At 51.9% G+C, this 14,784-nt stretch carries 14 protein-coding genes and 2 tRNA genes; all 16 read left to right on the top strand.

The features are described from left to right. Nucleotides 1-26: 26 nt before the first annotated feature. The gene (locus FM042_RS05375; RefSeq protein WP_185960709.1) at nt 27-1,871 is read left to right on the top strand and encodes a diguanylate cyclase domain-containing protein; all 1,845 of its coding nucleotides are present in this window, start codon (nt 27-29) and stop codon (nt 1,869-1,871) included. An 86-nt stretch (nt 1,872-1,957) separates the two neighbouring features. Continuing rightward, a complete protein-coding gene (gene aspS / locus FM042_RS05370; RefSeq protein ID WP_143235069.1) occupies nt 1,958-3,709 on the top strand; it encodes an aspartate--tRNA ligase in 1,752 nt (583 codons plus the stop codon). 99 nt (nt 3,710-3,808) lie between these two features. Then, a complete protein-coding gene (locus tag FM042_RS05365) occupies nt 3,809-4,546 on the top strand; it encodes a YebC/PmpR family DNA-binding transcriptional regulator (RefSeq protein WP_143235066.1) in 738 nt (245 codons plus the stop codon). A gap of 6 nt (nt 4,547-4,552) precedes the next feature. Then, a complete protein-coding gene (gene ruvC, locus FM042_RS05360) occupies nt 4,553-5,053 on the top strand; it encodes a crossover junction endodeoxyribonuclease RuvC (RefSeq protein ID WP_143235063.1) in 501 nt (166 codons plus the stop codon). 45 nt (nt 5,054-5,098) lie between these two features. After that, nucleotides 5,099-5,722: a Holliday junction branch migration protein RuvA gene (gene ruvA, locus FM042_RS05355; protein ID WP_143235061.1), complete on the top strand. Its 624-nt coding sequence runs from the start codon at nt 5,099-5,101 to the stop codon at nt 5,720-5,722. 15 nt (nt 5,723-5,737) lie between these two features. Beyond that, entirely contained in the window at nt 5,738-6,754 is a 1,017-nt protein-coding gene (gene ruvB / locus FM042_RS05350; protein WP_143235059.1) for a Holliday junction branch migration DNA helicase RuvB, read from the top strand. 1,033 nt (nt 6,755-7,787) lie between these two features. Then, the gene (gene ybgC / locus FM042_RS05345) at nt 7,788-8,192 is read left to right on the top strand and encodes a tol-pal system-associated acyl-CoA thioesterase (RefSeq protein ID WP_408608841.1); all 405 of its coding nucleotides are present in this window, start codon (nt 7,788-7,790) and stop codon (nt 8,190-8,192) included. Next, nucleotides 8,182-8,901 carry a protein TolQ gene (gene tolQ / locus FM042_RS05340; protein ID WP_143235055.1) on the top strand — a complete coding sequence of 240 codons (720 nt, stop codon included), beginning with the start codon at nt 8,182-8,184 and terminating at the stop codon, nt 8,899-8,901. Before ybgC ends, tolQ begins: the two co-directional genes overlap by 11 nt. A gap of 2 nt (nt 8,902-8,903) precedes the next feature. Beyond that, on the top strand, nt 8,904-9,332 hold the full coding sequence (gene tolR, locus FM042_RS05335; protein ID WP_143235053.1) for a protein TolR: 429 nt from the start codon (nt 8,904-8,906) through the stop codon (nt 9,330-9,332). Nucleotides 9,333-9,340: 8 nt separating this feature from the next. After that, nucleotides 9,341-10,240: a cell envelope integrity protein TolA gene (gene tolA / locus FM042_RS05330; protein ID WP_143235051.1), complete on the top strand. Its 900-nt coding sequence runs from the start codon at nt 9,341-9,343 to the stop codon at nt 10,238-10,240. Between the two features lie 12 nt (nt 10,241-10,252). Beyond that, on the top strand, nt 10,253-11,605 hold the full coding sequence (gene tolB / locus FM042_RS05325) for a Tol-Pal system beta propeller repeat protein TolB (RefSeq protein ID WP_143235049.1): 1,353 nt from the start codon (nt 10,253-10,255) through the stop codon (nt 11,603-11,605). Between the two features lie 67 nt (nt 11,606-11,672). Next, nucleotides 11,673-12,206, top strand: coding sequence for a peptidoglycan-associated lipoprotein Pal (gene pal / locus FM042_RS05320; protein WP_143235047.1), 534 nt, complete (start codon nt 11,673-11,675; stop codon nt 12,204-12,206). Between the two features lie 122 nt (nt 12,207-12,328). Continuing rightward, complete coding sequence (ybgF, locus tag FM042_RS05315) at nt 12,329-13,096, top strand: tol-pal system protein YbgF (protein ID WP_143235045.1); 768 nt, start codon at nt 12,329-12,331, stop codon at nt 13,094-13,096. A gap of 230 nt (nt 13,097-13,326) precedes the next feature. Then, nucleotides 13,327-13,402, top strand: a tRNA-Lys gene (locus FM042_RS05310). Nucleotides 13,403-13,442: 40 nt separating this feature from the next. After that, a tRNA-Lys gene (locus tag FM042_RS05305) sits at nt 13,443-13,518 on the top strand. A 184-nt stretch (nt 13,519-13,702) separates the two neighbouring features. Beyond that, nucleotides 13,703-14,746 (top strand): quinolinate synthase NadA, encoded by a 1,044-nt coding sequence (gene nadA / locus FM042_RS05300; protein WP_143235043.1) that lies wholly within the window; start codon nt 13,703-13,705, stop codon nt 14,744-14,746. The last annotated feature ends 38 nt before the right edge of the window (nt 14,747-14,784 follow it).

The raw sequence follows: 14,784 nt of genomic DNA, 5'->3' as shown, positions 1-14,784 counted from the left end.
GGTTTCCACCGCGAATGATGTTAGGAATGAATGAATTGTACCTTATAGACGCAAGCCGGACCACATTCGACAACACCGCGCCACGTGCCTTTTTGCGCTGGGTTCTGTTGGGCGTTTCGGCTTTGTTTGGTTTTCTGGTCTCCGCTCCAAGCTTTGCGGCTAATGTAGACACAGAACAACCCGCGCAACCCCACACATTGTATATTTGTGCCCATGATGCGACCCGAGCGCTGAATGCGCCACTTGCTGCATTTGTGATCGGTACTGAAATTAGCAGTGAATTTGAAGTCATTAATCAGCGTCCAAACTTGACCGCGCGCCTATTCAGTTCTGAAGATGCGTTGCATGAGGCAATTGAAAGTCGCGAACTCATGGCGTGGGTATGCGATGAAGCTATTGCCCAGCGCCACGTGGGCTTGCTCTTCACTATTGAAGTGAGTGGGGTAGGTACCCCGAGTCACACCCCTCGTATCGGGTATTACACTGGCGACGGCACGATTACCATGCGCAGTGATGAGGCGGCGTTGATCGAGAGCATTGAAGCCTTGAGAGTGGGGCTTCCCGCAGATTCGTCGCCGGTAATTTACCGGAATAGGCAAGACCAAGTCGTCGGATTGGATGCGGATATCATGGCAATTATCGCCTCGCGTCTTGGCTTAACTATTCGTTGGCAGGAATGTGGCGATTGGACCGATTGCGTTAAAGCACTGCAGCAGGGCAGCATTGATAGCTTAACCTTTTTTACGCCTACTGCCGCGCGCATGGAATTTAGCAGTTTTACCGTGCCTTACTGGGATGTGCCCTGGGCAGTGGTTGGCACCCAAGAAATGCCACGAATCCGTCGATTTAGCGATCTGTCGGGATACCGAATAGCCGTGGTAGAAAGCTATAGCGTGGTGGCGGATTTAGAAACCATTCCGAACATCGAACTGATTTTAGTGAGCAGACCTGAAGATGCGTTTACCGCGATTCTCGACGGTGATGCGGATTTATACTTGGATTCCTTGCCATTGCTTATAGGGCGCAGCCGTGAACAACATTTGTCGCATCTGCGTCTATCTGTGTTGCGGGATGAGGAAGGGGATTCGGTGAGTATTGGTGTCCGTAACGAATTTTCACGACTTGTTCCCCTTCTGGATCGTGCGATTTTGTCGATTACCGAAAATGAACGCTTGGCATTGTCGCAACGTTGGTTTGATCCACAATATGACCAAGGTGTTGCCCCAGAAAAGCTGCGTAAGTGGGTCGGTGTTTCTCTGCTCGGCGTTATCTTTATTGCTGCCGGCGCTATTCTCTGGTTGCAGCATATGCGCAGGGAAGTGCATCGAAGAAAACTCAAAGAGCAAGAGGCTCGTTACAAAGCATTGCACGACGAGCTAACTCAGTTGCCTAATCGAGCCAATATTCAGGAGCGCGTACGCGCAGCCGTAGTAACTCACCGCACCATGGATCAAAAATTTGCGCTGATGTTTATTGATTTAGATGGCTTTAAAGCAGTGAACGATGAAGAGGGCCACGATGTCGGCGATGAGCTCTTAATTGCAGTGTCGCAACGCTTGCAGCGAGTGATTCGAAAATCTGATGTGGTGTCGCGCTACGGCGGCGATGAGTTTGTGATTTTGCTGAGTCAAATCGATAATCCAGAACAAGCGATACAAGTGGGTCAGAAGGTGTTGCGCAAGATTGCAGAGCCCTATCGCTTAACCGGTAACAATGGCGCGGTAGAGGCTAGCATTGGGGCGAGCATTGGTATTGCCGTATTCCCAGATCACGGCGAAACCCTCGACGATCTCATCAAGGCCGCCGATGATGCCATGTACAACATCAAAGATTCAGGTAAACATGGGGTTGGCTTAGCCTCGTTAAATTAGCCGCAAAGCGGCGACAACGGGTGACTTTTTGCCTCGCTCTCCTTTATACTGTGCGCCTTTCTTTTGGAACACGGAATTTAGGTAGCATGCGTAGTCACTATTGCGGACAAGTCACAGAACAGGAACTCGGTAACACAGTCAGTGTGGCCGGCTGGGTACACAAAAGACGCGATCTCGGCGGATTAATTTTCGTTGATATGCGCGACCGTACCGGTCTTCTGCAAGTGGTTTTTGATCCCGATTTTGAAGCCATGTTTAACGAAGCTAACAAACTGCGCCAAGAATTCTGCGTGCAGATATCAGGTGAAGTGCGTGCCCGTCCGGAAGGGCAAATCAATGAGCGCATGGCCACTGGAAAAGTGGAGCTCCTCGCCAAAGAAATTACCATTCTGAATCGCTCAGCGGCGTTGCCGATTGATTACAATCAGCAAGTCAGTGAAGAGCAGCGCTTGCGCTATCGCTACTTAGATTTACGTCGCCCCGACATGAACGAAAAAATTCAGTTCCGTGCTCGGGTGGCTAGCGCCGTGCGTCGCTATATGGATAGCCATGGTTTTCTCGATATTGAAACGCCCATGCTCACTCGGGCAACACCAGAGGGTGCGCGAGATTATTTGGTGCCAAGTCGTACCCACAAAGGCAAGTTCTTCGCGTTGCCGCAAAGTCCGCAGCTGTTTAAGCAATTACTGATGATGTCGGGCTTTGATCGCTATTATCAAATCGTAAAGTGCTTCCGTGACGAAGATTTGCGTGCGGATCGCCAGCCAGAATTTACCCAAATTGATATCGAAACCACCTTTATGTCGGCGGATCAGGTACGCGAGCTTACCGAAGGCCTAGTGCGGTCGCTGTTTCAAGAGCTGATGGACGTGGATCTCGGTAACTTTCCAGTGATGGCCTATAGCGAAGCGATGCGCCGGTTCGGGAGCGATAAGCCCGATCTGCGTAATCCATTGGAGCTGGTGGATGTCGCTGATTTGATGAAAGACATCGAGTTTAAAGTGTTCTCAGGCCCTGCGAATGACGAAAAAGGTCGCGTTGCAGTGATTAAAGTGCCGGGCGGCGCCGCTTTAAGCCGCAAACAAATTGATGAGTACACCAATTTTGTGGGTATCTACGGTGCCAAAGGTTTGGCCTGGATGAAGGTGAACGATCGCGCCGCCGGAATGGACGGCGTGCAGTCGCCGGTACTGAAATTCTTGCCAGAAGTGGTGGTGTCCGCATTGCTTGAACGTGTCGATGCAGCGGATGGTGATATCTTGTTGTTTGGTGCCGATAAAGCGAACGTGGTATCGGAAGCCTTGGGCGCATTGCGCTTGAAGTTAGGCCAGGATTTCGATCTTGTCGCCGACGGCTGGAAGCCGCTGTGGGTGGTGGATTTCCCTATGTTCGAAGATACCGACGAAGGATACTTCGCTTTGCATCACCCGTTCACCGCACCCATTGGTGTGAATGCACAAGAGCTGCAGGCGAACCCAGGCGCTGCGCTATCGAATGCCTACGATATGGTCCTCAACGGCGTGGAAGTGGGCGGTGGCTCGGTGCGTATTCACGACAACCAAATGCAGCAAGTGGTGTTTAATATTCTAGGCATTGAGGAAGACGAAGCCCAAGAAAAATTCGGCTTCTTATTGGATGCCTTGAAGTATGGTGCGCCACCTCATGCCGGCTTGGCCTTTGGCCTCGACCGCTTGGTGATGCTGATGGTGGGGGCAAGCTCCATTCGTGATGTGATTGCATTCCCGAAAACCACCACAGCCCAGTGTCCGTTAACCGACGCACCGGGCTATGCAAATCCGGCAGCCCTTGCCGAACTGAATATCCAAGTGAAAGAATAACGCCGCGCGCTTCGGCGCGGTTTATTTGCACCGCTGTGTTACGTCTCGCTGCGCGTTTCGAGTTGCGGCGGTGCATAAAATATCGAGAGGAAGCTATTTATGGCAGGTCACTCGAAATGGGCCAATATAAAACACCGCAAAGCGGCACAAGACGCCAAACGCGGCAAGATCTTCACCAAACTCATTCGGGAAATCACCGTGTCTTCGCGTACGGGCGGCGGGGATCCTGAAACCAATCCTCGTCTGCGCGCGGCTATCGATAAGGCGCTGTCGAACAATATGAAGCGCGACACCATCGACACGGCAATCAAGCGCGGTGCCGGTCAGCTCGACGGCGACAACGTTGAAGAAATCACTTATGAAGGCTACGGGCCCGGTGGCGTGGCGATTATGCTTGAATGCATGTCGGATAACCGTAATCGCACGGTGTCGGATGTGCGTCATGCCTTTAGCAAATGCGGCGGCAACTTAGGCACCGATGGTAGCGTCGCCTATTTGTTTAGCAAGCGTGGTGTGTTGAGTTTTGCGCCGGGAGTGAGCGAAGACGACCTAATGGAAGCCGCTCTGGAAGCAGGCGCGGAAGATATTGTGGGCTATCCCGACGATTCCTTTGATGTGTTTACCACTCCAGACGCTTTTGGGGCGGTAAAAGATGCTTTAGATAAGGCGGGCTTTGTTGCTGACAACGCAGAAGTTACTCAGGTGCCCGCCACCAAAGCCGAGGTAGATGACGACACCGCAAAAACCGTGGTAAAACTGATCGATATGCTGGATGATTTGGATGACGTTCAGAATGTTTACCACAATGCCGAGCTTCCAGAGTCGGCCTGGGAATAACAAGATATGACGCGAATCATTTTGGGCATCGACCCGGGCAGTCGGATTACCGGCTATGGGGTGATTCAACAAGACGGCTCGCGTTTAAGCTATCTTGGCAGCGGTTGTATTAAGCTAGCGCGGGCAGGTGGGTCGACCGATATTACCTTGGCCACGCGCTTGCGTATGATTCATGACGGGGTAAGCGAGCTAATTCAGCAGTTTCAACCGACAGATTTTGCCATTGAGCAAGTGTTTATGGCCCGCAACCCCGATTCGGCATTAAAGCTTGGGCAGGCCCGAGGGGCTGCGATTGTCGCCGCCGCATTGCACGATTTAGTGGTGGAAGAATATGCCGCCCGTGCGGTAAAACAGGCGGTGGTAGGTACCGGTGGCGCGGATAAAGAACAGGTGCAGCACATGGTGAAACAGTTGCTGAAACTACCTCGTGTGCCGCAAGCCGATGCCGCCGACGCTTTGGCGGTGGCGATTTGCCATGCCCATAATACCCGTGTGCAGTGGCGCTAGTTTCGCTATGATGATTAACTAAGATAATAACAACAGGATGTCACTGTGATTGGACGCTTGCACGGCACTATTGTAGCCAAACATGCTCCCGAGCTACTGCTCGATGTGAACGGCGTGGGCTATGAAGTGCACCTGCCCATGACATGTTTTTACGACCTGCCCAGTATTGGCGCGCCGGTCACCTTGTGGACGCACTTTGTCGTGCGTGAAGACGCTCAACTTCTATTTGGTTTTAATAACGCCGACGAGCGTGCTTTGTTTCGATTGTTAATCAAAGCGCAAGGCGTGGGGCCGAAAATGGCGCTCGGGATCATGTCGAGTATGAGCGCCCATCAGTTTATTCAATCGGTGCGTCAGGGCGATGTAACCACCTTGGTGAAAATCCCTGGCGTCGGCAAGAAAACTGCCGAACGCTTGTTGGTGGAAATGAAAGACCGGCTGAAAGATTTCACCGGTGCCGATTTTGATACCGGTGGCTTGCCAGGTGCTGCCGCTTACGCCGCCGACATTGAACGCACTCCGGCAGAAAGCGCTCGCGAAGAGGCCATGAGTGCCTTACTTGCGCTAGGCTATAAAGAAAGCCACGCAGCAAAAGTGGTGAAGCAGGTTGCAACCGACACCATGAGCGCCGAAGATATGATTCGTGCTGCCTTAAAAGCCATGATGTAAATTCAGGAAGAGACCATGATTGAAGCTGATCGCATGATGCCCGAACGTCCCGTCCAAGCGAAAGCCACTGGTGAGGATGAAGTCATCGATCGTGCCATTCGCCCGAAGCGCCTTGCCGATTATACCGGCCAGGCCCATGTGGTGGAGCAACTAGGAATTTACATCGAAGCCGCGCGTGGGCGCGACGACGCCTTAGATCATGTGCTGATCTTCGGCCCGCCGGGGCTGGGTAAAACCACGCTTGCAAACATAGTAGCCAATGAAATGGGCGTAGGGATTAAAACCACGTCGGGACCGGTATTGGAAAAAGCCGGCGATTTGGCAGCGCTGCTCACCAACCTAGAACCCCACGATGTATTGTTTATCGATGAAATTCATCGGCTCAGCCCTGTGGTGGAAGAAGTGCTGTACCCCGCCATGGAAGATTACCAGCTCGACATTATGATCGGTGAAGGGCCTGCTGCGCGCTCCATTAAATTAGATTTACCGCCGTTTACCTTGGTTGGGGCCACCACGCGTGCGGGCGCTTTAACCTCACCATTGCGAGATCGCTTCGGCATCGTGCAGCGCTTGGAGTTTTACTCGGTGGATGAGCTCACCACGATTGTGCGCCGTTCGGCGTCTTACTTGAGTATGGAATTAGCCGACGACGGCGCCCGAGAAGTGGCCGCCCGTTCCCGCGGTACGCCACGTATCGCCAACCGTTTACTGCGCCGTGTGCGCGACTTTGCGCAAGTGAAATCCAGCGGCCCGATCACGGCCGAAGTAGCCGCTGCTGCATTGGATATGGTGGATGTGGATAAAGCCGGCTTTGACTACATGGACCGTAAACTGCTTAAAGCCATTATCGAGAAGTTTATGGGCGGGCCGGTCGGCCTCGAAAACCTCGCCGCCGCCATTGGCGAAGAAAAAGACACCATCGAAGACGTGCTCGAGCCTTATCTGATCCAACAGGGCTTTATCCAGCGCACCCCCCGCGGCCGCATTGCCACCTCCCACGCCTACACCCACTTCGGCCTCAGCAAACCCTAACCCCAACAATTCCGCCCCAGGGGTGAAACTCCACTTTTCTCCGATCTCCAACAATTCCGCCCCAGGGGTGTAATTCAACTTTCTCCGCATCTCCGTGCACTCACCCTTCACCCAACAAACCTAGGAACCACAAGGGCCCGAAGCCCTTTTCAACAATTGTACCCCAGGGGTGGAACTGATGTTTTCTCCGATCTCCAACAACTTCGCCCCAGGGGTGAAACTGATGTTTTCACCATTCTCCAACAATTCCACCCCAGGGGTGGAACTCATGATTTACGTAAATTTAGCGCAAAAAAAAGCCCACTCAGGGGATGAGTGGGCGAAGTTGTAACAACAACAAGGAGGAAGTTAAATCCAGGAACTACCGATGAAAAAGCTGTTTATCCGAACACCTCTTACATCGTATTAAGGAAAGCGACAATCGATCCTTAAAACTGGTTGTCAGAGCGTTGCCCTGAACATGGGGCGTATTATAGGGCTTATCCGACCAGTCTCAAGCGAGAAAAACTGCTATTTCGCATTACAAAAACTAATGTGTTAAAACTTTGTATGGAATAAAAAATAACCAACTTTTCGTTAACAATTCTTTCTAACCCTTTTTATTACGTGCTTTTTGTAATTCTTTTGTAATGTTTATAGATTAATAAAAGTCTGGTGAAACTCTTCTGTTAGGCTAATGTCTTACCGTCGATGTTGCACCTGCGAAACAATCGTTCCACCCCAGGGGCGGAATTGTTGGAGATCGGAGAAAACATCAGTTACACCCCTGGGGCGGAATTGTTGGAGATCGGAGAAAACATCAGTTACACCCCTGGGGCGAAGTTGTTAAAAAGGCTCGGAGGGCGCATGGGGATTGGGTTCTTTGAAGTGTTTGGGTTGCGCGGAGAAGGCGGTATTGGTGAGTTTCACCCCTGGGGCGGAATTGTTGTGTGTCGCAGGGGGTGGGTTAACGAGCGCAGGCTCTTTAATTTGTGAGTATACCTGCGATATAGTAGTTTGCTGTTGTGACCAATAGCTCATAGGGGGAGTGAGGTTGGTAGAATTTTCTTGGCCCGTGCGTGTGTATTACGAAGATACAGACGCTGGCGGCATTGTTTACTATGCCAATTACCTGAAATTCTGTGAGCGGGCGCGCACCGAATGGTTGCGCGCTGCTGGCGTTGAGCAAGATGTGTGGTTAGCGCAAGGCATTGGTTTTGTGGTGCGACATGTGGCTCTTGATTTGCAAGCGCCCGCCCGCTTTAATGACACCCTCACGGTCACCGTGGAGCCAAAGCGAATTCGGCGGGCATCAATTGAATGCCAACAACAGGTCTTTAATGCTGCCGGCGAGTTACTCTGTGTTGCTGATGTTAAAGCGGCGTGCGTAAATTTACATACGATGAAACCGGTGGCGATCCCCGGTCCAATTCTAGAGGTTATCGGACGTGGAAGCTGAATTATCCTTTTTTGATTTATTTTTAGAAGCCAGTTTAGTTGTGCAGCTGGTGATGATTTTGTTGGTGCTCATGTCGATTTTGTCATGGGCTCTGATCTTTCAGCGCCGCAAAATATTGCAGCAAGCCGAGCAAGAAGCGCATAAGTTTGAAGAGCGTTTTTGGTCGGGCGTGGATCTTGCCAAGCTCTATAAAGAAGTGAGCGCCAAAGGCAAACGTATCCAAGGCACTGAGCATCTGTTCCATTCCGGATTCCGCGAATTTGCGCGGCTTCGTCAGGTAAAAAATGCCGACGGTGTAATGGTTATGGCAGGCACCCAGCGGGCAATGCGCGTAGCGCACTCTCGGGAAATGGATCGTCTGGAAACCCATCTGTCGGTGCTTGCGACCATCGGTTCAATCAGCCCCTACGTGGGTCTGTTCGGTACTGTATGGGGGATTATGAACGCATTTATCGCGCTTGGCTCCGTGCAGCAGGCCACACTGCAAATGGTGGCCCCAGGTATCGCCGAGGCACTTGTTGCTACGGCAATGGGTTTGTTTGCAGCGATTCCAGCGGTTATCGCCTATAACAAATTTTCATCGCAAATCGGCTCTATCGACGGCAACTATATTAACTTTGCCGAAGAATTCACGTCGATTTTGCAACGTCAAACCATGGGCGGCGCAGTGACAAGCAATAGCCCGTTATCACAGGGGCAGGAGGCCTAATCATGGAGGCCTTTATTCAGCGCCGTAAGCGCACCGCTATGTCGGAGATGAACGTTGTTCCATACATCGACGTGATGCTTGTGCTGTTGATTATTTTTATGGTGGCCGCACCCTTAATCACCCAAGGTGTCGACGTTGAACTACCCCGGGCCGATGCGGAACCTTTACGGGATGATGATCGTCAACCGTTAGTAGCCACCGTTGATCGTGATGGCAATTATTTTATTAATATGGGCGACAATCAGGATTCGCCAATGTCCGCAGTCGACTTGGCAACCTTAGTGGCGGCTCATTTGCAGTTAGACCCAGAAACCCCAGTGGTTGTGCGCGGTGACGGTCAAGTAGCTTACGCGCAGGTGGTACAGCTCATGGTATTGTTACAGCGTGCGGGTGCCCCGAAAGTGGGCTTGATGACGCAGCCGCCGGAGTAGTGAAGCAGATGAAGAACGTGGTAAAAGCAGGAGCCATTCCTTGGCAGCCCATCGGCTATTCGGTCGGGCTGCATGTGGTGATCGGTGCGCTGCTTTTAGTCAGTATGGAATTTACACCGGCAACGGATACCCTTGCGCAGCCGCAATTTGCGGCGCCTGAAGTGGATATCGTGGAAGCGGTGGCGGTCGACGAGAGTCGCTTGCAAGAACAAGTGCAGCGCCTGCAACAGCAACGGGAAGCAGAGCGCCGTGCTGAAGAGCAACGTATTGCCGATATCGAACGTCGTGCCCGTGAAGCTGAACAGCAACGGCAACGTGAGCAACAACGTGCCCGAGAATTGCAGGCGCAGCGTGAACAGCAAGAACGTGAACGGCAACAAGCTGAGCAACAAGCCCAGCGTGCGCGGCAAGAAGCACAACAGGCGGAGCGCGAGCGTCAAGAAGCCGCCGAGCGCCTAGAACGCCAGCGTGAGCAAGAACGCCAAGCGGAAGCGGAACGTCAGCGCCGGGAAGAAGAGCGGCAGCGACAAGAACAAGAAGCACGTGAACGCGCCGAGCGTGAACGGCAAATTCAAGAGCGTTTGGAGCGTGAGCAAGCAGAACGCGCCCGGGTGCGTCAGCAACGGGTAATGACGGAAGTTGAGCGTTATCAAGCCCTGATTCGCTCCACCGTGCAGCGTCACTGGATTACCAGCCCAAGTATGCGTGGGCAATCGTGCGTGCTCACCATTAGTTTGGCCCGCGATGGTTTTGTAACTAATGTACAAGCAGGCGACGGCGACCGTGCCGTGTGTGATTCAGCGCGGGCGGCAGTATTACGAGCAGGAAATTTGCCTATGTCGGATGACCCCGATGTGGCAGCGCAGTTTAGAAGCTTTACGATGCGGTTTGAACCGCGTTTTGATTAATTTGGAGTGATGATGAAACGTTTACTCGCAGGATTATTGGTGTGGATGGCCGCGTTTACCGCGTTTGGCCAAGGCTCGACGTTAGAGATCGTGATCACCGAGGGTCAGGATCGTGCCCGCCCACTGGCGATTGTACCGTTTCAATGGCTAGGGGAAGGGGAAAAGCCCTATGATTTTGCTGAAGTGATTGCCGCGGACTTAACTCGCAGCGGTCGCTTTAGCCCGGTGGCGCGCAATCAGCTTCCGGCAACGCCAGGCAAAGATACGGAAATTAACGACTACAGCCGCTGGGCTCGTTTGGGCGTTGAAGCACTGTTAGTAGGCGAAGTAAGCCCGCTATCGGGTAATCGGTTTCAGGTCACCTACGAGCTGATCGATCCATTACGCGGCCAAATCACCGGCGGTACCGCGCAAGCGATGGTCGATGGCGCTCTGGTAAACAGCAATGAACATATCATCGAAGGCCGCAGTTCTGTGGTGAGCCCAGCTCAGTTTCGTCAGTATGCTCACCGCATCTCTGATGTGGTTTACGAAGCTTTAACAGGGGAGCGGGGTGCGTTTTTGACCCGTATCGCCTATATCTATATTGATTGGGATGCAGAAAATCCCTATCACTTAATGGTGTCAGACTACGACGGCTATAATGAGCGGGTATTGTTGCGCTCGCCAGAACCGTTAATGTCGCCAACCTGGTCGCCCGATGGCAACAAAGTGGCGTACGTAAGTTTTGAAAACGGCCGTCCAGAGATTTTCATTCAGGATATTTACACCACGCAGCGCGAGAAATTAACGTCTTTCCCGGGTATTAATGGGTCGCCAGCGTGGTCGCCTGATGGCAAGAAGATGGCAATGGTTCTGTCGAAAGATGGCGCTCCAGATATCTATGTTATGGACATCGAAAGTCGCCAGTTAACCAAAATCACAGACCACTGGCGCATCGATACCGAACCGAGCTGGACGCCGGATGGAAAATCTTTAGTGTTTACCTCCGAAAGAGGTGGTCGCGCGCAAGTGTATCGCGTAGATTTAGACACAAAACGAGTAAGTCGTATTACCTTCGAGGGGGAATCTAACCTCGGCGGTAACGTAACTCCCGATGGGAACGGAATAGTGGTGGTTCACCGCGCGAATGGTTTGTTCCATATTGCGCGTCAGGACTTCCCCCGAGGGAATTTACAGGTGTTGACGCAGACTAGCTTGGATGAGTCTCCGAGCATTGCACCAAATGGCAGTATGATCATCTACAGCACAACGTACCGTGACCGACAGGTCTTGGCACTAGTGTCGATGGATGGACGGTTCCGGGCGCGCTTACCTGCTCGCGAAGGTGAAGTAAAAGCGCCGGCTTGGTCGCCGTTTCTCTGATGATTTAAAACATGTTAGTTTATAACGGTTGTACTATTTCAAACCCGAATGTTAAAGGACAGCAATCATGCAGTTAAACAAAGTTGTGAAAGCTCTGGCGTTTGCCATCCCTGTGTTAGCACTTGCGGCGTGTTCAAGCACTCCTGATGCTGACAGCGATACTACTGGCACTTCTGATACGCAAGCGTCGCAAGACCGTCGCGGCGTTGAAGTGGGCGGCGCAGATCGCATGCGTACCCCAGAAGAGCAGCGTCAGCAGCGTTATGCTGAGCTTCGTCAGGAAACCACCATCTATTTTGATTTTGACGATTCAGGAATTCGCAGCGAGTTTGCGGAACTGTTGTCGGCACACGCAGACTATTTGGTTCGCAATCCATCGGTCTCTGTTGTTATCGAAGGCCACACAGATGAACGTGGAACGCCTGAGTACAACATCGCCCTAGGCGAGCGTCGTGCCAAAGCCGTTGGCGATTATATGCGCAACCTCGGTGTTCAATCGTCGCAGATCACCACCGTGTCTTACGGTGAGGAAAAGCCGATTGCTCGTGGTAGCAATGAGCGTGCTTGGTCACAAAACCGCCGTGCGGTATTAGTGTACTAAGAACGACGTTTCTGACGGAGGAAACTTCGGTTTCCTCCCGATGAAAACCCAAGCACAGTGTTTCGGTCCATACTGTGCTTGGGTTTTCTGGACCTGACACGATAAAACGGAATCTTATGCTGATGAGAATTTCTGGATTGGCAATTGCACTCACCTTCGCCGGCGTCGCTCTAGCATCTGGCCCCGCCCCTGTAGTGAGTGTGGCAAATGCCCAAGGTAGCGAAACCACAAGCCAACGGCTCGATCGCCTAGAGCGCTTAATAGAAGCGCGCACACAAGGCCAAATGTCGATGCTTGAACAATTGAATCGCTTAAATCGTGAAGTGAGCGAATTGCGTGGGATTACGGAAGAACACACGTTCCAGCTCGACCAAATATTGCAACGCCAGCGAGATATCTACCAAGAAATCGACCAGCTGGGTCAGCAAATCCGTAATGGCGGCGGTGGCAGCGCTACCCGCAGTGGCGCGGCACCCACGAGCGTGCCAACCATTGATATCGCCTATTCTGATGATTTGAGTGAGAACGAAGCCTATGACCGAGCCGTGCGTTTGGTGCTAGAAGAGCGTCGTTATGACCAGGCCATCCCTGAGTTTCAGGCTTTTTTACAAAACTATCCCAACTCCACTTACCGCAGTAATGCGTTGTATTGGCTGGGCCAGTTACATTACGCAAGCCAAAACTACGATGAAGCGAAGCGTCATTTTACCGATGTGGTAGAGAATCATCCGGATTCGAGCAAACGTGCCGATTGTATTTTGAAACTCGGAATGATTGAGCGGGCTCGTGGTAATAACAGCCAAGCACGCACATTCTTCCAGCGCGTTCGCAGCGAATATCCAAACTCTACTGAAGCCGGCCTTGCGGCACGGCAGTTGGAATCGTTGTAATTACGGTACCCAACGCGATGCGTTGGGTACGATTAAGTTAAAGAAAAGTTGAGAAAATAGCGACTCCGCTCACTAATTGCGCGAAAAGCGGCTAAATTCCAAAAAATTGAAAAATAACCTGCGATTGGTCCTTGCATCAACGCGATAATTCAGTAAACTATGCCGCCGTTGTCAGGGCATTCTGATAACGCGCTGGCTCCTCAATTTTCGGGGTTCAGTGTTGGAAAAGCGGGTCGTTAGCTCAGTTGGTAGAGCAGTTGACTTTTAATCAATTGGTCGCAGGTTCGAATCCTGCACGACCCACCACTTTTCCCAAATTTTGCCTTTAATCACTATCTCGTTAGATGGGTCGTTAGCTCAGTTGGTAGAGCAGTTGACTTTTAATCAATTGGTCGCAGGTTCGAATCCTGCACGACCCACCATCTCTCGCTTGTTTACTACCCTCTGATTATTCCCAAAAAAGTGATCGAAACTCACGTGATTTCACGTAGTCCAAGTTCATACAGAGCAGATGAATTTTTCCACAATTATCGCTATACTAGCGAACCTTTCGCGCACCCTCAGGGGCGCACCGTTAACTGATGATTGCAAAGAGTGTGATGTACTATGACTCAGGCACAGGTATTGCCACCGTTGGAATTTGATTTTCCAGCGAAACCAAAACCGCTGACGGACGCTGAGAAAACAGCGCACCGGGAGCGTATTAAAACCCTGCTGAAAGAAAAAGACGCAGTGTTAGTGGCGCACTATTACACCGATCCCGAAATCCAGGCACTCGCCGAGGAGACCGGCGGTTGCGTGGCTGATTCACTAGAAATGGCCCGATTTGGTGCCCATCACTCGGCGAAAACATTAATTGTTGCCGGTGTACGCTTTATGGGCGAAACAGCCAAAATTCTCACGCCTGAGAAAACCGTGTTGATGCCCACCCTCGAAGCCACCTGTTCGTTAGATTTGGGTTGCCCGATCGAGGAATTCTCCGCATTTTGTGATGCCCACCCGGATCACACCGTCGTGGTGTATGCCAATACTTCGGCGGCAGTGAAGGCGCGCGCGGATTGGGTTGTCACCTCATCTATCGCAGTAGAGCTAATTGAGCACCTCGATAGCAAGGGCGAGAAAATTCTGTGGGCACCGGATCGCCATTTAGGTGGCTATCTGGCGAAGAAAACTGGCGCAGACATGCTGTTATGGCAGGGCGCGTGTATTGTTCACGATGAATTTAAAGCGAATTCGTTGCGTCAATTGAAAGCACAGTATCCCGATGCGGCCGTGCTGGTGCATCCGGAATCACCAGCGGCAGTGGTCGAGATTGCCGACGCAGTGGGATCCACCTCGCAGTTGATCAAAGCCAGCCAAACCATGCCGAACGAGCGCTATATTGTGGCGACCGATAAAGGCATCTTCTACAAAATGCAGCAACTGTCGCCGGAGAAGCACTTCATTGAGGCTCCAACGGGCGGTAACGGCGCAACCTGTCGTAGCTGCGCACATTGCCCATGGATGGCAATGAATGGCTTAGCGGCCATTGAGAGCGCTCTCACCGAGGGTGGTGAAATGCATGAAATTCATGTGGATGCCAAACTGGGCGAACGCGCAATGCTGCCTTTAAATCGCATGCTCGATTTCGCAAAAACGCTCAAGCCCTGATACATTGAGGGGAGTACTTCCTTTCACCGCAAGGATTG

The sequence above is a fragment of the Aliidiomarina halalkaliphila genome, assembly GCF_007096385.1.
Taxonomy (GTDB): domain Bacteria; phylum Pseudomonadota; class Gammaproteobacteria; order Enterobacterales; family Alteromonadaceae; genus Aliidiomarina; species Aliidiomarina halalkaliphila.
The sequence above is the reverse complement of the archived record's forward strand: the minus strand, read 5'-3'. Positions and strand labels throughout refer to the sequence as shown.